Source organism: Vibrio sp. TRT 2004 (assembly GCF_050113735.1).
GTDB lineage: Bacteria > Pseudomonadota > Gammaproteobacteria > Enterobacterales > Vibrionaceae > Vibrio.
Genome location: NZ_JBNJOH010000046.1, coordinates 14,794 through 33,486, shown reverse-complemented (window position 1 = coordinate 33,486; position 18,693 = coordinate 14,794). Strand labels below are relative to the sequence as shown.

At 39.5% G+C, this 18,693-nt stretch carries 15 protein-coding genes and 2 pseudogenes; 11 read left to right on the top strand and 6 right to left on the bottom strand.

Annotation, left to right across the window (positions count from 1 at the left end):
* The first annotated feature begins 81 nt into the window (after window positions 1–81).
* Both ACQEXR_RS16280 and ACQEXR_RS16275 read left to right on the top strand, forming a co-directional pair.
* Complete coding sequence (locus ACQEXR_RS16280; RefSeq protein WP_427020749.1) at window positions 82–843, top strand: TcdA/TcdB catalytic glycosyltransferase domain-containing protein; 762 nt, start codon at window positions 82–84, stop codon at window positions 841–843.
* A gap of 60 nt (window positions 844–903) precedes the next feature.
* Window positions 904–1,728, top strand: coding sequence for a hypothetical protein (locus ACQEXR_RS16275; protein WP_427020748.1), 825 nt, complete (start codon window positions 904–906; stop codon window positions 1,726–1,728).
* Window positions 1,729–2,532: 804 nt separating this feature from the next.
* On the opposite strand, the pseudogene ACQEXR_RS16270 reads toward ACQEXR_RS16275, so the two are convergent.
* Window positions 2,533–3,558: pseudogene (locus ACQEXR_RS16270) on the bottom strand (IS110 family transposase).
* Between the two features lie 94 nt (window positions 3,559–3,652).
* Between ACQEXR_RS16270 and ACQEXR_RS16265 the strand changes: the two are divergent.
* Window positions 3,653–3,973 carry a hypothetical protein gene (locus ACQEXR_RS16265; protein WP_427020747.1) on the top strand — a complete coding sequence of 107 codons (321 nt, stop codon included), beginning with the start codon at window positions 3,653–3,655 and terminating at the stop codon, window positions 3,971–3,973.
* A 129-nt stretch (window positions 3,974–4,102) separates the two neighbouring features.
* On the opposite strand, the pseudogene ACQEXR_RS16260 reads toward ACQEXR_RS16265, so the two are convergent.
* The 3 genes and pseudogenes from ACQEXR_RS16260 to ACQEXR_RS16250 all read right to left on the bottom strand — a co-directional run bounded on the left by ACQEXR_RS16260 (window position 4,103) and on the right by ACQEXR_RS16250 (window position 6,221).
* Window positions 4,103–4,463 (bottom strand): annotated as a pseudogene (locus ACQEXR_RS16260) (regulator).
* A 707-nt stretch (window positions 4,464–5,170) separates the two neighbouring features.
* Window positions 5,171–5,968, bottom strand: coding sequence for a CPBP family intramembrane glutamic endopeptidase (locus ACQEXR_RS16255; protein WP_427020746.1), 798 nt, complete (start codon window positions 5,966–5,968; stop codon window positions 5,171–5,173).
* Window positions 5,969–5,972: 4 nt separating this feature from the next.
* The gene (locus tag ACQEXR_RS16250; protein ID WP_426968659.1) at window positions 5,973–6,221 is read right to left on the bottom strand and encodes a hypothetical protein; all 249 of its coding nucleotides are present in this window, start codon (window positions 6,219–6,221) and stop codon (window positions 5,973–5,975) included.
* Window positions 6,222–6,441: 220 nt separating this feature from the next.
* Between ACQEXR_RS16250 and ACQEXR_RS16245 the strand changes: the two genes are divergently transcribed.
* The 8 genes from ACQEXR_RS16245 to ACQEXR_RS16210 all read left to right on the top strand — a co-directional run bounded on the left by ACQEXR_RS16245 (window position 6,442) and on the right by ACQEXR_RS16210 (window position 16,074).
* Window positions 6,442–7,677, top strand: a complete 1,236-nt coding sequence (locus ACQEXR_RS16245; protein WP_426968661.1) for an HlyD family secretion protein — start codon at window positions 6,442–6,444, stop codon at window positions 7,675–7,677.
* Window positions 7,678–7,680: 3 nt separating this feature from the next.
* Complete coding sequence (locus ACQEXR_RS16240; RefSeq protein ID WP_427020745.1) at window positions 7,681–9,846, top strand: peptidase domain-containing ABC transporter; 2,166 nt, start codon at window positions 7,681–7,683, stop codon at window positions 9,844–9,846.
* Between the two features lie 873 nt (window positions 9,847–10,719).
* Entirely contained in the window at window positions 10,720–11,469 is a 750-nt protein-coding gene (locus tag ACQEXR_RS16235) for a hypothetical protein (RefSeq protein ID WP_138971544.1), read from the top strand.
* Between the two features lie 90 nt (window positions 11,470–11,559).
* Window positions 11,560–12,240, top strand: a complete 681-nt coding sequence (locus ACQEXR_RS16230; RefSeq protein ID WP_427020744.1) for a hypothetical protein — start codon at window positions 11,560–11,562, stop codon at window positions 12,238–12,240.
* A 109-nt stretch (window positions 12,241–12,349) separates the two neighbouring features.
* Window positions 12,350–12,595 carry a hypothetical protein gene (locus tag ACQEXR_RS16225; RefSeq protein WP_427020743.1) on the top strand — a complete coding sequence of 82 codons (246 nt, stop codon included), beginning with the start codon at window positions 12,350–12,352 and terminating at the stop codon, window positions 12,593–12,595.
* Window positions 12,595–13,194 carry a hypothetical protein gene (locus tag ACQEXR_RS16220; RefSeq protein WP_427020742.1) on the top strand — a complete coding sequence of 200 codons (600 nt, stop codon included), beginning with the start codon at window positions 12,595–12,597 and terminating at the stop codon, window positions 13,192–13,194. The genes ACQEXR_RS16225 and ACQEXR_RS16220 overlap by 1 nt, the downstream gene beginning before the upstream one ends.
* Before the next feature lie 966 nt (window positions 13,195–14,160).
* Entirely contained in the window at window positions 14,161–15,483 is a 1,323-nt protein-coding gene (locus ACQEXR_RS16215; RefSeq protein WP_427020741.1) for a hypothetical protein, read from the top strand.
* 72 nt (window positions 15,484–15,555) lie between these two features.
* Window positions 15,556–16,074, top strand: a complete 519-nt coding sequence (locus tag ACQEXR_RS16210) for a DUF2441 domain-containing protein (RefSeq protein ID WP_427020740.1) — start codon at window positions 15,556–15,558, stop codon at window positions 16,072–16,074.
* Window positions 16,075–16,247: 173 nt separating this feature from the next.
* Here the strand turns inward: ACQEXR_RS16210 and ACQEXR_RS16205 are convergent, their stop codons facing one another.
* Window positions 16,248–17,537, bottom strand: coding sequence for a tyrosine-type recombinase/integrase (locus ACQEXR_RS16205; RefSeq protein ID WP_426951148.1), 1,290 nt, complete (start codon window positions 17,535–17,537; stop codon window positions 16,248–16,250).
* Window positions 17,534–18,661 (bottom strand): tyrosine-type recombinase/integrase, encoded by a 1,128-nt coding sequence (locus tag ACQEXR_RS16200; RefSeq protein ID WP_427020739.1) that lies wholly within the window; start codon window positions 18,659–18,661, stop codon window positions 17,534–17,536. Before ACQEXR_RS16200 ends, ACQEXR_RS16205 begins: the two co-directional genes overlap by 4 nt.
* Between the last annotated feature and the right edge of the window lie 32 nt (window positions 18,662–18,693).

Sequence of the window (18,693 nt, the reverse complement as noted above, 5' to 3'; positions counted from 1 at the left end):
ATGGATAACATTTCATCGTTTCCCAGCGGTGGTCATGGAGTACAAAAAGTGAAGCATAATTAGGATCAGCTATTTAGTGATATAGTTCGATTGATTGTACTTTATAAACAGGGTGGGATGTATATCGATTTTGATACATTACCGGATTTTTCTCATTGTTTTTTAGAGTGTGATGAAGCTTATCCAGATTTGGCTAAGTTAAACATTAGTGATGTTTTGAAATCTGAAGTCATATTAAGTAAATTTTCATCTAAAAATAATAATATTAAGTTAATTGTTTCTTCCTTTTTTAATGAGTATAATGAATATGTTGAAAGCATAATGAAAGCAGCACAAAAACTTAAGTTAGAAGATATTTTTAATGATTTTGTCATTCCTAGCGTACATTTTAACCTTTTGTCGCTTTCTTGTGCTAAAAATGCATTTGGTGAATACAATAATAACATCATTATATCTCATGAAAAATCAAAGCTTATAAGTATCATAATTATGCAAATGATCAAAAGGTATAAGTTCATTATTAGGTGTGGTGCATTGTATAGCTATAAAGTTGAACTTAACATGACTAATGATGATTATTTTTCGAGACTAATTAATTATAGGCTGGATTATATTCGAACAACAAATAATGTGACATTGATTGTTACTGGCCCATCTTTAATTCTCGAAACACTTCTTGGCGTATCTTATAAAATATTCGATATTGACGATGTTGAACCGCTATCGGTAGCAGTAGCCTTTAGCAATCCAAATTTAAAATTTGCTTTTGTTGAACAAACGCAGTTTACTTTTGAGCATATGCGTTCGTCATGGCAGGCAAATAAGAATGCGCTAACAAAATAAGATATTTTAAATTGTCGTTTGGGTGTTGTAAAGTTTTGTTAATCAGGAGGAACGAGGAAAATGAATATGCGGTTGGTGGTCTTATTTGTTGTGTTTTCTTTGTTCGTCTATTTTAGTTCACTTCCAGATTACATGGCCTTCGACAAAAATCAATTATATTCACCTTTTTGCAATATTGAAGAAGAAACTTTAGTAACCAAGGTTTATTATTTTGTAGATTCTTCTCTTATTAATACGTTTACTAAAGATAAAGCGAAAGAACAAATTATTTTCTCAAATGAAACATTGAAAAATACATGTATTCCCCTAACGCGGGACTTAGAAACGATTGAATACATTGATTTTAAATTTTCTGGAAGTGAAATTTACTTAGAGAATTTGCATAGTAAAGGAAGTGAAGAAATTGGAAAGAGTGAGGTTGTTAAATTAAGAAGTGACCCACAAAGCTATTATGTCTTCGTTGTTCCAGATAGTCATGACATTTTTGAGGGGGGCTATACTGGTATCACTGACTGGGAGTTTAATGATAGTTTTGTACTCTTGGCCGACAGCGCTATGCCTTATGTACTTGAGCATGAGTTCGGCCATTTAATGTTTGCTAATCATCATGAAACATTTTTATTCTCACTTCTTCAAGGACAGTTAGAGAGAAGTACTAGACCAGAAAATCGCCATTTCATCAAACCATATGCTAGGGCATATAAGTGTTCAAATGCTGGAACCGTAATGAGTTTGGAGAAAGTGAGACTACCAGTTTATTCATCCCCTGAGATACAATATCGCTCTGAAGTATGTGGAAGTCATTTACATGGAGATAACAAGCGAAGAGTGCGAGAGTTTGTAGACAACCTTAGAGCAAAGCTTAAGAATGAAGATTCTTCTTAATTGGATCTAATCATCATTGTTGCGGTGATAAATGAGGTTGAGTTTTCTAAAGACTGCTAGGACTAACTCGAAAACTAAGGCTTGCTCGATTGTACTTATAGTACGATGTTTCCGAATCGTCGAGTGACTCTTACTAGCCGCTGTATATCTAGCACATTTGGAGGCTAGTATGTTTACCGTTGTAAATTCGAAAAAGAGACTATCCTGAATTCTGTGTAATTGTCCAAGCTTAAAGTCGCGCGGCTAGAAAAACTCAGCTGTACGGAACATGAGCAAATGGGGTCATTGCCTCCGCCTTACCGAATGTGGTGATTGGTTAATATCTCACTCCAGTATGAGTTTTAGTTACTTTATCAAGAGAATATTACCTGCTCTCTTTTTCTTACTTACTTTTTTCACAGTATTTCCTGATATTCTCAAAGTCGTGTTTGTATGTTAGGTGTGCTACACATTTGCTACATTAAAATGCGTTATAAATTATAAGGAATTGATAATAAATGATATTAATTTAAATTATACCACCTTAACAGGGCTACATGGATTCCCCCGGTTGTCAAACATCCGCTAAATTTCAAGTGATGGGTTTTGGACTGCCGCTCTACATTCGGTCTTTATATCGATGATTCGCAACATCGTGACCCTGATGACTTTGCGCGACTGCGGTGCCTTATTCGTTAGATGACATCAAATTGCATCCGCTGCATTAACAGGCTCTCCGCTAGTGGTCTTGACCTATCTCCATCCATTGCGTCTGCTATGACCCGGTGGGTGTACTCTTGCTACGCTGCTTGGGTTAATGGTTTCTTAAGCAGCGTAATTCTCAAATTCCGTTTGGTTGTCTAATAGCGACCAGATAATTCGAGCATTCTTCGCTGCAAGAGCGACAATAGCACGGTTCATTCCTCTTCGTTCCAATACGCCTCGACACCACTGGCTGAGCCTGTCTTGTTTATCACCTAGATTAGCAATGACTGTTCTAGCACCATGGACGAGTAAAGTGCGTAGATACTTGTCTCCGTGTTTGGTAATTCTGCCTAATCTGGGTTTGCCGCCTGTTGAATATTGCTTTGGTACTAACCCTAGCCAAGCGGAGAAGTCTCGGCTTTTATCAAACTGAGAGCCGTTACCAATAGAGGTAAGAATAGCCGTTGCTGTTTGTGGACCAATGCCTCTGACTTTCATAATTCATTGAACATTTTCGCTCACCCTTGAAAAAGCCTCGAACACTTGTTCAGTATCTACAATACGTTGGTTGAGTTGTTTAAGATGGTAGTATGCGTCAGCAATAACGGTTCGCGCTAAATGTGGAAGCTCGTTTTCGGCATCTTCCAGAATGAGAGGCACTTGCTTCATTAAAGAAGAGCGTCCCACTGGAATGATAAGACCAAACTCAGAAAGTAAGGCGCGAATCCGGTTCATTAGAGCCGTGCGTTCACGAACCCAATGCTCACGCATACGATGAACGGACAGTATGGCTTGTTGCTCAGGAGATTTTATTGGAACGAATCGTGTAGATGGGTGTTGGACAGCTTGGCAGATAGCCACGGCATCATTGAGATCGTTTTTACCTTTAGTTCTATGTAGAACAACATACTTAACCGCCATAATACGAGCATCATCTCCTAATTTATTAAGCGTTCTTGCCCAATAATGTGCACCACTACACGCTTCGAGTCCTATACGCATAGGTGGCATATTTGCTATTGTGGTCAGTAGCTTAGAGCGAGTAACTGATTTATGAAGAGTCACTTTACCTTGTGAGTCAACAACATGAATACTAAAGTGGTTTTTAGCTAAATCGATACCGCCAAAATAAGAATAATCAGACATGGTGCCTCCGGTGCTAATAAGTACCACGTAAGTGTGGCAGATCCTCGGAAGGGGGAATCCATGCCATTCGTTAGCTTACAATAAAGGAAGTAATATGAACTTAGCAAATAGAAAACGAATTGATGTATTGAGCTGTATTTTTTCTGATGAAGTAAAAAATGCTACAGAGTGGTTTAATTTATCCGGAGATACACTTCAAGTTACTATAGATCAGCAAAGCGATAGCCTAAAAACTACTGTGTTGTCATTTGAAACTTCTGCTAATAATTCAGAGTTTGATTGCGAACTATTTAAAGATTTGCCACCTAATAGTTGCAAGAAGTGTAGAGGTCGATTTAGTGATGATTCACTTTTCATTAATAATGTACGTATTACTAACTGGGATGATCTCGAGCGTGTTTGGGCAGTAAGCTAACAAACGCCTCAAGAGGGACTGTCAACGCGTAGCGTTTCCAGTCCCAATGAGCCGCGGGGGTTACGGTTATTGTGTTTGAGTTTAGTGGTAGTGCGTTGCCAGCCCCTTAGGCGGGCGTTGAAAAGGGGCTTATAGCCCCTTAATTCTTACCATTGCTCTTGCGTATTTTAGAAGTTTAGAACGAGCTAGATCATGTTCTGGTGCTTCAATCTGCATGATTGCTATTGCAAATAAGATTTGCTGAGGCGCTACCCTGTCACCTGCTGGTAGGATTAGCCGCCCACCCTCCCTCCATACGAAAGCCCCACCATTCATCACCATAATACAGTTCTTTCCTACTGTGCCATCGCATCAGCCTTTTACAGATTGGCGGTATCTTCTCTCCCTCATTCCACCGTTTGACTTCGCTCACAGTTTTAAAACAAAGTTTTGTGGCTTCTTCGATGCTTAATCCGCATTCAAATTCACGAAAAACAAAGTTTTTTGTCATTTCTTTTCGATTCACTGTTAAAACTCCCAAAATCGGGAGTTTTATAAGCAATTGAAATAACTGCAACTTTTACCATAACGGCACAAAGTGCGCACTTTGCAAAGGCGTATTAATTAGCAAATTTGCCTTATAAAAAGTTATTCATTAATCACTAATATTAGAATTCCTGAAACTCATTTTTGTCCAAAAGCGTGCCAACCTACGATCTAGGACACATTTCTTTTGTCATTAATTGACCTATTTTAACTAATGATTAATTATGCAATTTCTTAACTAGTAGTTTTAGAAGGCAAAAACATATTTGGCTTTAGCATGTAAAATATTTATAAAGAAAGATTTATGAGAAAAATTAAAATGATATATTTTGTCCTCTTTGTATGATATGACTATAGATTTAAAGAGCTTATCCATGATGTTACCTATACAACTCTCGACTCAAGAGATACTATAAATATGAAATACATGTTTTCACTTTTAGTAGCGAGTTTACTCACCGCTGCCAGTATTTACCTCTTTTGGAGCTTTAAGCTTTTACCTGATAACATTACACTAACTAACGGTTATGCCTATGCTGGTATTGCTTCAATCGTATTTGGTTGCCTGATTTTTAATGGTAATAAATCCTCTACTAGTTCATCTGACCAAACTAATAGTTTGAGAGTAACTATTACTTTCATTGCTGTTGGCATATTTAACCTTGGAGTCAGTTACTTAATAACGCTTCGATAGATGTACTTTGAAAAGACCACTAAAAAAAGAATTGCAACGAATTGGGGGATAGTTGGTATATATGGTGAACTATCCAAAGAAGGTAATGCATAGTTACCCTCGATCTCAAAATAGAGAACATTAACGACGAGGAGAACTAGATTGTGTATGCAGTGGGTTACAATGGATACTCGCAAGCCAAATTTATAAAATATCCATCCTAAAACGCCACCCATAACGGATGCATGCAAAATTTCTTGATGCAATATACCAAAGCAAAACGATGAAATAAAAATAGAGATGATTAAGCTAAACCTACTTAGGCACTGCTTTAACAGATATCCACGAAAAATCACTTCTTCTAACACAGGAACAAGAACACAAAATAACAAGGCAGACTCAATTACGCTTAACCAGTTTATTAACCCCCCATCATTTTTAAACATAGGCTGATAATAGTTGAGCTGATTTAAGATATAGTTTGAATCAAAGGTGTAAGATAGAGCGGTCGAAAAATAAAAGACAGCTATAGAAAGGGGAAGATATAGAGTCGCTACTGTCATCGATTTTTTAAAAGGTGGAGCAGTAGGAATACCATTATTTGAAAGTGGCCCGAATAGCGCCATAGCGAAAGTAACACGGCTTAAATGAACAATAATCACCCAGTAAAATAAAAGAACACTAACGTCAAACTGTCCAAGTATTTCACTAGAATCGTAGAGAATAAAAAACAAGTGCCCTGCTAGGGGCGAGGCACTTGCAGCTATAAAAATAATTAATATAGCAATCTTTAACATGGTACTAGCGACCACCTCGTCTATCACTTGAACGTTGATCGCCTGGTGAGTTCATATCACTTCGAGAACGTGAGCGTGACCTCGCCGCTCGATCGCCACTTCTATCACGACGCTCTCTGTAACGCTCGTAATTTCTCTTAGCCTGCGCGTTAGACAGGTCACCATAATTACCTGCCAACCAGCCACCCCAACCGCCAAGAGGGCTCGATGCTCCTGTTACCTGTGAGAGAACGCTTTCTGATAATTCTTTCATTGATATTTCCTTATCTAGTAAATGACAATAAACAAATGTAAAGCAAGCACTCGCAATAAATCATTAACACCGAGGAGAACAAAAACTCAAGTTAAACCACAAAATGTTAACAATTTTGGACAGCTGATCACTATAAATGCAGTTCATATATTGATAGATGAACTTTTCGCATTATATTCAGTCGAATTTTTAACCAAAAATCAGACGTAAGGAATGACATTTGTTCAGAAATGAAGCAGTAAGAGCTAAACAGAATCGTCTTCCTGGTAAAGTAACGTTAACGCAGCCATTCTCAGTTTATTTCATATGTAGCTTAGTTTTTGCCATATTTATACTGCTATTAATTTTCTCATTAAACACTCATTACTCACGAAAAGAGACGGTTAAAGGTTACCTGCTTCCAGAGCAAGGTGTAATAAAAGTTTTCTCAGGAAGAAGTGGGATACTAGAGGATTTGCTAGTCTTAGAAGGCGATCATGTCAAAGAAGGACAAGCACTCGCTAAAATTAGAAACAGTCAAAATCTAATCTCTGGTATTGAGCTATCTGTGGCATTACAAGCTGAACTGTCGAGCCAGATAACATCGCTTAAGGAGGAGTTAAAGTTCTCTGATATTGTTTTTGATAAATCAAAACTCAGCATTGACCGAAAAATGAGGGAACTTGGCCACAGCTTAAGTGCGATACAAAAAGCGATGGTAACAAGCAAGCAGCGCCTTAAATTAAAAGAAGAGCAATATGACAATAATCTTGCTTTGTATAAAAAAGGCTACCTTTCCATGGCTGCTCTTTCGTCTATTCAAGAAGACTATTTGGAAGCTCAGGGTTCGGTAAACAAGTTAGAAACCGAAATGGCTTCAATTTCAGTGGACATCGCTAGCTTAGAATCCCAAAGAATTTCGTTACCGGAAGAGCGAGCGCTAAAACGTACCAGTATCCAAAGACAACTCTCTGTCCTTAAAGCCGATATTGTTCGGCTAAACAATGAGTACGAATTTATTAAAAAGGCGCCTGAGTCTGGCATTGTTACGGCTATACAGCCTTCTATTGGCAGCCAAGTCGACTCAGACAGCCCTATTCTAAGTATCATCCCCAAAAACTCACCACTAATCTTAGAGCTACTTTTACCATCCAGATCTGCTGGTTTTATTCAGGTTGGCGATCAAGTGAAAATCAGATTTGATGCCTTCCCATATCAAAAATTTGGTCTAGTAGAAGGTAAAATTAGCAATATTGATAAAGCACTTATTTTGCCCAGTGATCAGAAGCTGCCGATCAACATAACTGAAGCGATGTATCGAGTCAGAGCTACCATCAACCAACAAGAAATCCACGCATATGGTAAATCATTCCCTTTAAAAGTTGGGATGATAGCTGAGGCTGATATTGTTCTTGATAACCGCTCACTTCTCGAGTGGTTACTCGACCCCATTTATGCCATTAAGGGAAAGATATAATTTATGGATACTACGAAAAGCAGCAATGCTACTAATCCTTTGGACTTGTTGACATTTAACGGAGCCAAAAGAGTTCCTCTTATCCTTCAATCTGAGGCATCAGAATGTGGTCTTGCCTGCCTGGCGATGGTCTCATCTTTTTATGGTCAAATGGTAAACCTTTCATCACTACGTAAACATGTGGTTGTTGGTTCTCAAGGAATGAACTTAAGACAATTAATGTCGGTTGCGGGTGCCATCAATCTATCATCAAGAGCATTGCAGTGTGATCTAGAAGAAATAAAGCTTCTGAAATTGCCGTGTATTCTTCACTGGAATCTTGATCATTTCGTTGTGTTAACGGGTGTGAGTAAAAAATGGTTATCAATAAATGATCCGGGGCAAGGAAAAAGGAAAATTTCGTTACAAGAGTTTAGTGAATGCTTCACAGGAATAGCGTTAGAGTTAACGCCAGCGAGTAAATTCAAAAAACAAGATACCAGAGTGGCGATGAAAATAAGTCAGCTCTGGAGCAAAATGACCGGGCTAAAGAGCTCCCTTATCTCCCTTTTTTTTGTATCAATCGTCATACAGGCTTCTCAGCTGATATCACCATATTATCTACAATGGGTGATTGATAACGTACTACTTAGTAACGATAAACCCCTCTTACAAGTAATGGCGCTCGGTTTTGGACTTTTAGCCCTTATTCAAGTGGCAGTTAAGTGTGTAAGAAGCTGGCTTATTATTAGGTTAAATTGCGCAATCAACATCCAGATGGGAGCGAACTTGTTTCATCATCTAGTCAGACTACCATTAGACTATTTTGAAAAAAGGCATATAGGAGATGTCGTTTCTCGGTTTAATTCACTGAACACAATTCGTGAGTTTCTTACGCAAGGAATCATTGAGTCATTAATTGATGGGCTAATGGCGGTTGTTGTGCTCGTTATGATGTATGTGTATAGCCCAAGTCTTACTTTTCTGGTGATAGGTTTTGTTTTTGCATCGTTTGTCATACAAATGGCTTTTTACTATCCGAACAGACGAGTTACAGAAGAATCGATCGTCACGGGCGCAAAGGAAGATTCTATATTTTTGGAGACCATAAGAGGCATCCAAACGATAAAGCTGTTTAGTCACGAAACCGCAAGGCAAAACACATGGCTTAATCGATATGCCGAGGTCATAAACACGGATATTCGCTTGGGTAAGTTAAGCATTGCGGAAGATAGTCTTGAAAATTCACTTAACAGCTTAGAGCTAATATTAGTCATTTATCTTGGGGCGTTGATAGTGATGGAAGAACAACTATCCGTAGGAATGTTGATAGCATTTCTGGCTTATCGAAGCCAATTTACTTCCAGTATTTTTTCCCTAATAGATAAATTAATAACATTTAAGTTAATAGGTTTACATTTAGAGCGATTGTCAGACATCACTTTCGAGGAAACCGAAAATGATGATGGTTCAGTCATTCTTCCTCATTCTGTCCAAGGCCATATAAAAGTGAGTAACTTATGGTTTCGATATTCTGACAATACAGACTGGATACTGAAGGATATTTCATTTGAGATTGCGCCTGGTGAGAGCGTCGCTATCGTCGGCCCTTCAGGTTGCGGCAAAACAACATTACTCAAACTTATCCTTGGACTGTTAAAACCAAATAGAGGCAGCATTTATATAGATAATGTAAATATCAATGAGGTGTCAGTAACAAGCTACAGAGGTGTACTGGGTAGTGTAATGCAAAATGACAGTTTGTTTTCAGGAACCTTAACCGAAAACATCACAATGTTTGATGTGGATAATTTTCAAGAAGAAAAAATGGTTAGATGTTGCAAGACGGCCTGTATTTGGGACGAAATAAATCAATTACCTATGGGATTTCATACTCAGGTTGGAGATATGGGAAGCAGCTTCTCGGGCGGCCAATTGCAACGAATTTTCTTAGCTAGGGCTCTCTATAAGGAACCAAAAGTTTTATGCCTGGATGAGTCTACAAGCCATTTAGACTCAGACAATGAGAAAACGATAAACGTAAATATAAACCAACTCAAAATAACCAAGATTGTGATAGCTCACCGTAAAGAGACCATCAGTTCAGCTAACAGAGTCATAAATTTAAATCCTAATTCTATGACTCAAGCTGAAGAGTACTTTAATCAACCAACGAACAGTGCTTGCTAGAAATACGCTAAATGAATATATAATGGCTAAAGCTTATAGAAAACGGTCATCTAAAGTAAAGGGGCTTTGTTCAAGATACTTTTTCTAATGTTATAAAGCTGCTTGTAGCAATGTACGTAAATCATTTATGTCCAGTTCCGTGCAAATCGACCATCGCTGACAACGGTGGTCTTTGACGTTTTGGCATATGAGAAGTTATCTGAAAGCAGGATTATAGGGGAGCTACTCTAAGAAGGTTATGTCCAGAGGCTTCATAGACCTGAAGTTTTACTCGTGGCACTTTTCTCAAAAAGTGCTAGCTAGCTCAGAACTGCCCCAAAATCATTCAGCATTCAATTCCTGACCACTTTCTCATGTCAGTTCTTGACCTACATTTACTAATAGCAGATTATGAGCCTAGTTGAGCAATTATGATTATACAGACATGTTCTGTAATTTGTGGGTGCAAGGATTATAAAGACAGTTAGAACAGTATGTTGCTGATATGGTGTCTATATTTTCTGAAAATATTATACAGACAGTGTCTGTTGAAAAAGCACTGTTAGCTGGAAAATTAAAAGAGCAGTTTGATTCCGGTTTTGTGGTTGGCTTCATTGTAATTATTGTGGGTTAGTTATGTTTCGTGGGCTAGGTTTCAGTTTTATAGCTGTCTCTTTTACATTGCGCTCGTATAGTCTTAATGTATTTCAAATTATGCATTTGGGTGCAATCATCAAGCTTCAACGTAACCAGCTAACAAGGCGCTTAAGCCGGACTGCAAACCTGTGGCGGTTTTGGTTCAATTAGCAAATGTGATTACGGTGGTTATTTTGGGTTTGGTTGTGTTTGCAGCCACTTAGCTTAGCGTTAGACATCTCAAGAGACTGAGGACATATGCAAGTATCTAGAAGAACAAAGTTTTCATTAAGTCAGCTTTTGGGAGTAATAGAAAAACCAACAGTCTATGTGATTTTAGATAAATTTGGTTTTGACCCTCAAATGGCTTCTTCGCCTGCCGGTATTAGCAATGAAGTTACGGTTGCATCAGAAGATACTCTGACCGAGATGTTTATCGAAATTATACAAACCAATAAAACATTGCGTAACCAAACATCTCCGAGGTACAAATTTGACGATCAATACTCAATTCTTAAGCAATCTCTATTGCTAGATGGTTACAAGATCGAAAATGACACCATTGAATCGCTGGACCCAAATTTCAAAGGACACGAGCCGGTAGAGGATGCTCTGCTGAAAGAGCTTGACAACTCTTCTCTACAAAATAGAGATAATGTGAAGCGATCTATTAATGCTTCCGCTGATGACTTTGTGAAAGCCCAGCCTGATTACAACGGTAGCTTAACGAATATTCGTATTGCGCTTGAAACACTGGTTAGGGAAATTGCATGTTCAAAAGGATTTAGCCCTACAGGCAGCGGAAATACATGGGGTCCGTCACTTGCATATCTAAAATCTGTTAGTTTCATAGATCAAAATGAAGAAAAAGCTCTCGCATCTGTGTTTAGCTTTGTTAGCAATGGGGCACATATTCCGCTTGGTTTTAGTCATGAAGAGTTTGTTCGCTTGGGGCGTAATATGTGTTCTTCAATGTGTTACTTTGTAATCAAGAAATACAATGCCTAACAAACGCAAGCACAGCGACGGATTTTTCGTTGCGGCTTCGCTTCCACTACAAATCTTCGCGTGATGCGGGCGTTAGGTAAAGGAGGACAAATGTCAGTTTCTAGGTATTTAGTTGAAAATCACGGTTCTAATCAGGGATCGATCAAGTTAGCATTTGCTCAAGCATTCCAAGTTTGTCAGGCTAGTGGGTTAAGTAATATAACATTGGTATTTCCAACAAAGGGCACGTTTACTTCTTCAGACGTAGCTGGTTTTTTGGGTGACCAAGCTGCAAAAGCTTTGACTAAAGGATCTGCAGTAAATTTAGGAAATGGGGTCTCGCTTACTTTTGAAATACCCAAAAATATCAGATCATTCGGTGGGTATGATGTCTTGCTTTCAGCATATCTAACGGGTAAAGATATGGACGTAATCGATGGTGTCCGTAACGTAAATAGCATTGTTTTCCTACCTTGGAATGAGGAAGAGGGTAAACGTTGGCTTTCGACGTGGAATCCTCAAGTAGTTGGCAAGCAATCATGGAATGCGCCAACTAATTCTTTAACACAGCCCGTTCAAGACGTTGTTTTGAAATTGGGTCGTTGTATCAATATGTCTACTGGCTTGGCACACCCATCAGATAAAGATATGGCAAAAAGATTATTTTCAGAACTTAGAAAAAATGGCGTGTCCGCATCTTCTGAAGTGGTAAGGCAGTTTGCCATTCAAAATGGTTGGGAACCATCAAGAGCACAAGAATTAGCCAAATTTGCATCTAAATATATTGAGTAGAATTCACCTAACAAGGCGAATCAATTGACAAAATATATGTCACGAATTTTTCTTCGCAAAATTTAGTGCCATATATTTTGCAACTGTTCTTAGCGCTAGGTGTACGAAAGTGGCTAAAAATTGGCTATGGAGCTACAATGTACAAAAGAAAGTAAAGTATGGAGCCTTTTCTATGTCTATCAAAGAGTTAACAAATAAAGTTAGGTCGGCCTCGCCAAAGCGAAGCCATGCTGCACGGGTAAAGATGCTCAAAAAAGCTCAGATTATTGATAAGAATGGGTACTACTCTGAACGTTACTTTTCTGAAGAAACTGTAGAAAAAGATAAAGAAGCAGGTAAGGCGATTACGGCGTAATGTACAATAATAAAACCTCATTTGTTTATGGCTTTCATGGAATTGACAAGCAAGCAGCAACCAAAATCTTGCAGCATGAGGATGAATTTAAACGCAGTAATAACGATTATGATTGGCTCGGTCAGGGGACTTACTTTTGGGAAAATAACTTTGAGCGAGCAAATCAATACGCAGTAGAAGATAGCAAGCGTAAACATTCCAAAATCAAAGAACCATTCGTCCTCGGTACTGTCATTGACTTAGGCAACTGTCTTGATTTACTCGATCAAGAACACTTGGACTTCTTGAATGTTGCATATGAAGATCTCAAAGAGACTTTAGAAAAAGAAGGTAAATCACTACCAGTAAACCAAGGGTTTGGTCCCAATGATTTTGATTTCCGCAAGAGAGAGCTTGATTGTGCAGTAATTCGCTGGGCTCACGAGCTGGCAAGAGATCAAGGCATTCATTTTGACACTGTTAGGGCAGCTTTTTGGGAAGGAGATGAGCTCTACCCTAATGCAGGCTTTAGGCAGCAAAATCATATTCAAATTGCAGTGTTAAACCCTAATTGCATCAAAGGTATTTTCATTCCTAGAAATAAAGTCGACTATCCCTAGTAAGCATAAAAACACCTAACAAACGACTATGGCTTCAAGATACTTTTTCTAACCTGAGATAAATCGTTTAGAGTGATACTCCTAAACGATTTCTGTCCAGAGGCTTCATAGGCTTGAGGTTTTACTCGTGGCACTTTTCTCAAAAAGTGCCACCTAGTTCAGATCTGCCCCGAAGTTTGTTACGACCCACATATGAACTTGGGAAACTCGAAGGGAAAGACTTTAGCTTTTCTAACGCTCAGATACGACAAGAGCCACTAAATAGTGGCTCTATTACGCGCTACCTGCGGTCAATACTCTATGAGCGGAAGAGAACAGGGCTATTGAAAGGCGGAGGTCTTTGGCTATCGCGGCGCGGCCTGCGACTCATCAGAGTAGACATCAATGTACTGAAAAAGTCCCGCTGTCATTGATAGAACCTAGTCTATCCTTAAACTCAACAACAAAGCAACCAGAGCTTAAATCTACCTCTACATGCTCGCTAACGGGTTCGCGTAATTCGGTAAGTCTTGATGCTTCCTTCAGCCTTAGCCTTCAGGTAAGCAGCTTTAATTGCTTTCATGCTTTCAATTTTCGCACTTCGAGCTTTCGAAATTTGCTTTATTGGCTTCATAGGTGTGCCTTTACTTTCTGACCACTGTTCCAAACAAACCATACTGCAAGTACCGATGGTTTAGCAAATCATCCTGAGTCGAGCTAACTCGCCTATGCCCCAAAATAATCCAGCATCCAATTCCTGACCACTTTCTCATGTCAGTTCTTGACCTACATATACTAATAGCAGATTATGAGCTTAGTTGAGCACTTATGATTATACAGACATATTCTGCAATTTATGAGTGGAAGGAAGAGTAAGACGTATAGAACAGTACTTTACTTCTATAGCGTCTGTGTTTTCTGAAAATATTATAAAGACAATGTCTGCTTAAAAGACAGTGTTATGCATTTATAGTTCGGAGCTAGAAGTTGCCATATCAAACGGACGAACGACTAAAAAGTTACTTGGATACTAACCAGTTGCACAGAGAGCAATTGTGCAGGGCTATTTTGGCTATAGACAAAAGATTCTCTGATGTCCGGCCAAGGCATCCACGAGGTGGTCCTGATGGTGGTAGGGATATAGAGGCGTTATTCCGGGATGAATCGCTAGCTTATGGGGCTGTAGGCTTTGTCAATCAGGCAAATGATTCAAAAGAGCAGAAAAGAACCATAAATGAAAAATTTGCTAGCGATCTAGATAGTGCAATTGGCGCAAACAAGAAGCCAAGCGTCTTTGTGTTCTTTACCAATATAAACCTTTCGATAGGAGATAAAGATTCTCTTATTGAGAGCGCGAAAAAACAAGGTATTAAGCACTGCGAAATTCTAGATCGCGAAAGGCTACGAATAACTTTGGACAGCCCAGACGGATTTTCACTAAGGTTCCAATATTTGAATATAACGCTGTCTGAAGAGGAGCAAGCAAGCTTCTTCGCTCGATGGGGCGATGATATACAATCAGTTATCTCTACAGGATTTCAGCGAATTGAGGGAACCTTGAATAGGTTGCTATTCCTCCAAGAATCAACTGATCCGCTGAGTCATTTAACTCTCTCATTTGAACTCAAAGAAAAATATTCAGCGGATGACATAGGACATTTCAGGTTATTTTGCACTATGTATCTGAAGGAGCCCAAGCACAAAATACTTGGGATAATTTTTGGTAGCTCTGATAAGTCAAACCGAATGCGAAACGACATGGGTAGTGATTTTACAGAACAGCTATCTGGTATTAAACACGGCATAGCCGGAGGGCAATGGGAAAGTTACCTCGACATAGAAAATGACTCGGAAACGGAAATAGACAATGATGAAGATGAGCGTTACAAACAAGTAGGAAGCTCATCATCAATAGGGCGAAGTGAAGTTGAATTTCTCCCAATTTCTTACAGTAAAGACAGCTTTATACGGTATTTCCCAACCATATGCCTTAAAGATCTTGATGAAGCAATGTTTCTGCCAATGGCAAATAAATCGCTAGCAGAAAAGGTTAAAGCTATTCATATCTATTCGAACGGCTACAAAATCCAAGAAATAGGTCCAGAGGGTTTAAAAATTGACGAGGAGGAGTTTGAGCCTGCGATTCCTGTCGAGTTTACGTCACAAGAGTTAGAAGATCCTTGGGTTAGAATTCGACCAGGCGAAATGTCGTCGGCATTTCATATTCGTTTTTTTGAACAAACACCAAAGAGGATGTTTGTGCCAGACCAAGTCCAGAATAGCTTGGAAGGTCGTGGTAAAAATGCATAACAAAGCGCTGCTGTCGGACAAATTTGCCGCAAAGCGCGGCGTTATGTGTTTTTCATTGTTTTGAGGTAATAGATGAAGAAGTTTTATACGGTGGATAGGCTTGGAGCACTATCCAGTGGTACCGTAATTGATATCACTAAATATGATGATGTCAATCCTGAAGTATTGCAGTCGCACGTGGATGAACTCTTTCCAAATGGAGTTTCGGCTCACGGTGAAAACTACCTTTTAAAAAATGGTAGTCATGGGCAAATCTCTAGTTCAGCGATAGAGTTACTATTTGAATACGTTAGAAGAGCACATTTTCCAGAAACTAAATCTAGATTTGAGTGTTCCTTTGCTTGCGAAACTATAGATGAAGCTATTGCTTTTCGTGCTAGATTCGGCCAACCAAGTGACAGGATCTTTGAGGTACTTTCTGAAAAGCCATACTTTAAAGGAAATATGGTGCTTTTAAACAATAACCAAACGTCACTCGTCTGTTCATACTTTGCAGACGAATACTGGAAAGGAAATCAGGGACCTATCCCCGAAAGTTTCTGGGAAATCCTGCTTGAGTTACCTGTTACTATTGGTGAACAAGTGGGGTAACAAACACATAACAAGAGATATAGCCTCAAAATACTTTCCCTAATCCGACAGAACAGCTTTAGAGCATCAGTTCTAAAGCATTTTTGTCCAGAAACGTGTTGAGACTCTATTTAATCAACATATTGCAGCTCCCTAGCCTCATCTAAGGAGCTTATGTAACAATAAATATCCATTTACCAAGATAAAAAGTCCATTTCATCTCTAATTTTCCAAACCTGCTCCTTAGTAAGCTCTTGTGTTGCTTGAGGCTTAGATTCAGATATTGATTTAGACACCTTCACCTGCCGTTTTTTAGGCTTCGGCTTACTCTCAAGTTTACCGACCAATAACTCACTAATCTTATCTCCCATTATCTGCGCAGATTGCGATACGTGAGCATCATTCACGTGAGCATAACGGAGCGTGGATGAAAGGCGTGTGTGACCTAACAGTTTCGACACCATCGGAAGAGGATAGCCCTCTAATACTGCATAACTGGCAAAGGTATGGCGTAAATCGTGAATACGCACATCTTCAATATTCGCTAAAGCTCGTACTTGCTGCCATACCGCACCGACCTTAGTCGGTCTACTCACAAAATCACATAGAGGTGTAAATACATCGTCTTGTGATTCATTACGCTGCGACCATGCTTGTTTTGATACAAAGGAAAGGAGTTTTTGTGCTTCCTTACCCACGTACACGACCTTCGCCCCCGTTTTGCTGTCTGGTAAGTACCACTCCTTGTCTTTGACAAAAGACCACTGCAACCCCGTCACCTCTGATATTCTGCATCCCGTTAACAGAACCAGTTTGAGTACCTGACAACAACATGCTTCCATATCTCCTTGCTGGCTTACGACGAATAACGCCTCACTAAGCCGTGATAACTCATCTAAACTCAAAAACCGATTCACTTTTTGCTTACGATTTTGTTTAAGTCCATCGCAAGGGTTACTCTCGCAATAACCTTGGTTCACCGCATACTTGAAAATAGAACGAAGCACATCAAGATTACGGTTGGCGGTTCCAGCGTAAACCTGACTGAGTTCATCGAACCAACGGTGCACATGACACGGTTCAATACGACTAACAGGGTAACGGCCAAACTCAGGGAGTAAATGCCTTTGTAACGCACTTCTTGCTGTACCTTGCGAACTTGTTTTCCATGTTCGACAAACATTATCTGTCCATTCTTCTTTCACAAATACATCAAAGCGAGTCAATCGTACTGCCCCACCCTTTCTTTTTTTAAGAAAAGACATCTGTAGCGCTTGTACATGCTGACGAGCCTTTGTTAATGTCAGTTGCCCAACTAACGCTAACTTCTTACTCTCCGTGGGTAAGTGCGTGACATAAAAACGGCGTCCATCAGAATAAACTCGAACCCCTAACGCAGGCACTTGTGTATCCCACACGGTATACGTTCGTGTTTTTGAGTTCAGCGATTGAATCACTTTAGAAGTAAGTAATAATGACTTCATAAGCGCATCCCCTTAGCCAAAACATCCGACACACGAGAAGCAGCCTGACATACATCATCACGCCCTAAGTGCACATACTTTAGCGTTGTTTCGGCATCTGCATGCCCTAAGAGATGACTAAGTACCATCAAGTTTACTTTTGATTGAATGGCAATACTGGCATAGGTATGACGTAAATCGTGTAAGCGTACCCCTTCCAAGCTTGCTAACTGACGAACACGACACCAAAATGCCCCTAACCTATGCGATGATATCGGTTGAGTGTTGCATGACGCAGGAAACAGATAATCACCATTGGACTGCCACCTATCAAGGTAAGCTCTTACCTGTGAAGAAAGATAAACGGTTTTAGCTCCCGTTTTGCTATCCCGTAAATGCCAATTCCCTCCCCTATACTCTTTCCATTGTAAAGCTCTGACTTCCGACGAACGGCAACCTGTGTATATCAACAGGCGTATTATCATGACTTCGCTTAAATTCCTCTCCTCTAACATGCCTAACACTTTCCATAATCGGCACAATTCATCCTTGTTGAGATAACGCTCTACCTTGCCTGCTTTATAGCGCTTAAATCGACGACAAGGGTTACTATTTGGAAGACGATATCCCCATTCCTCACATTGCTGCATCATAACCGATAGCAACACTAGTGCTTGATTGGCGGAGCCTTTCACATGAGCCAATTGAGCAAACCATTGTTCAACATCGTGTCGAACAATAGATTGCACTTCCCTATCTCCAAGATAAGGAGCAATATGAAGACGAAAGGCACTTTCGTTCTTTTTCAAGGTACTAGGCTTCCAATGGCGAGGATAACGAGCAAAAAACTCTTGGCCGAACGTCTGTAGCGTCATTGAAGGCAAAACATCCTGTTTCGGACTGCGCACCTGCTGAATTAACTGCAATGCTTCTCGCCTAGCTTTACGTAATGGGTAGTTTGATGTACACCCAAGCTTATGTGTCTGTCTCAAGCCGTTATGCTGAAAACGAACAAAGAACACTCGTTTTCCTGATGGGTAAACTCGCAAGTACAGTGTAGAGACCTTAGTATCATAATATTCTTGCGCGGTTGAAGTGGGTTTGACTCGTTCAACAAATCGTTGAGTAAGGGGTGTTTTTTTCATTTCAAGCTCCTATTTACAGAGGCATATTTGAG

Coding starts and splice junctions, on each gene's coding strand:
- ACQEXR_RS16275 (WP_427020748.1), top strand. CDS start 904: ATGAATATGCGGTTGGTGGTCTTATTTGTTGTGTTTTCTTTGTTCGTC.
- ACQEXR_RS16265 (WP_427020747.1), top strand. CDS start 3,653: ATGAACTTAGCAAATAGAAAACGAATTGATGTATTGAGCTGTATTTTT.
- ACQEXR_RS16255 (WP_427020746.1), bottom strand. CDS start 5,968: ATGTTAAAGATTGCTATATTAATTATTTTTATAGCTGCAAGTGCCTCG.
- ACQEXR_RS16250 (WP_426968659.1), bottom strand. CDS start 6,221: ATGAAAGAATTATCAGAAAGCGTTCTCTCACAGGTAACAGGAGCATCG.
- ACQEXR_RS16240 (WP_427020745.1), top strand. CDS start 7,681: ATGGATACTACGAAAAGCAGCAATGCTACTAATCCTTTGGACTTGTTG.
- ACQEXR_RS16235 (WP_138971544.1), top strand. CDS start 10,720: ATGCAAGTATCTAGAAGAACAAAGTTTTCATTAAGTCAGCTTTTGGGA.
- ACQEXR_RS16230 (WP_427020744.1), top strand. CDS start 11,560: ATGTCAGTTTCTAGGTATTTAGTTGAAAATCACGGTTCTAATCAGGGA.
- ACQEXR_RS16220 (WP_427020742.1), top strand. CDS start 12,595: ATGTACAATAATAAAACCTCATTTGTTTATGGCTTTCATGGAATTGAC.
- ACQEXR_RS16210 (WP_427020740.1), top strand. CDS start 15,556: ATGAAGAAGTTTTATACGGTGGATAGGCTTGGAGCACTATCCAGTGGT.
- ACQEXR_RS16205 (WP_426951148.1), bottom strand. CDS start 17,537: ATGAAGTCATTATTACTTACTTCTAAAGTGATTCAATCGCTGAACTCA.
- ACQEXR_RS16200 (WP_427020739.1), bottom strand. CDS start 18,661: ATGAAAAAAACACCCCTTACTCAACGATTTGTTGAACGAGTCAAACCC.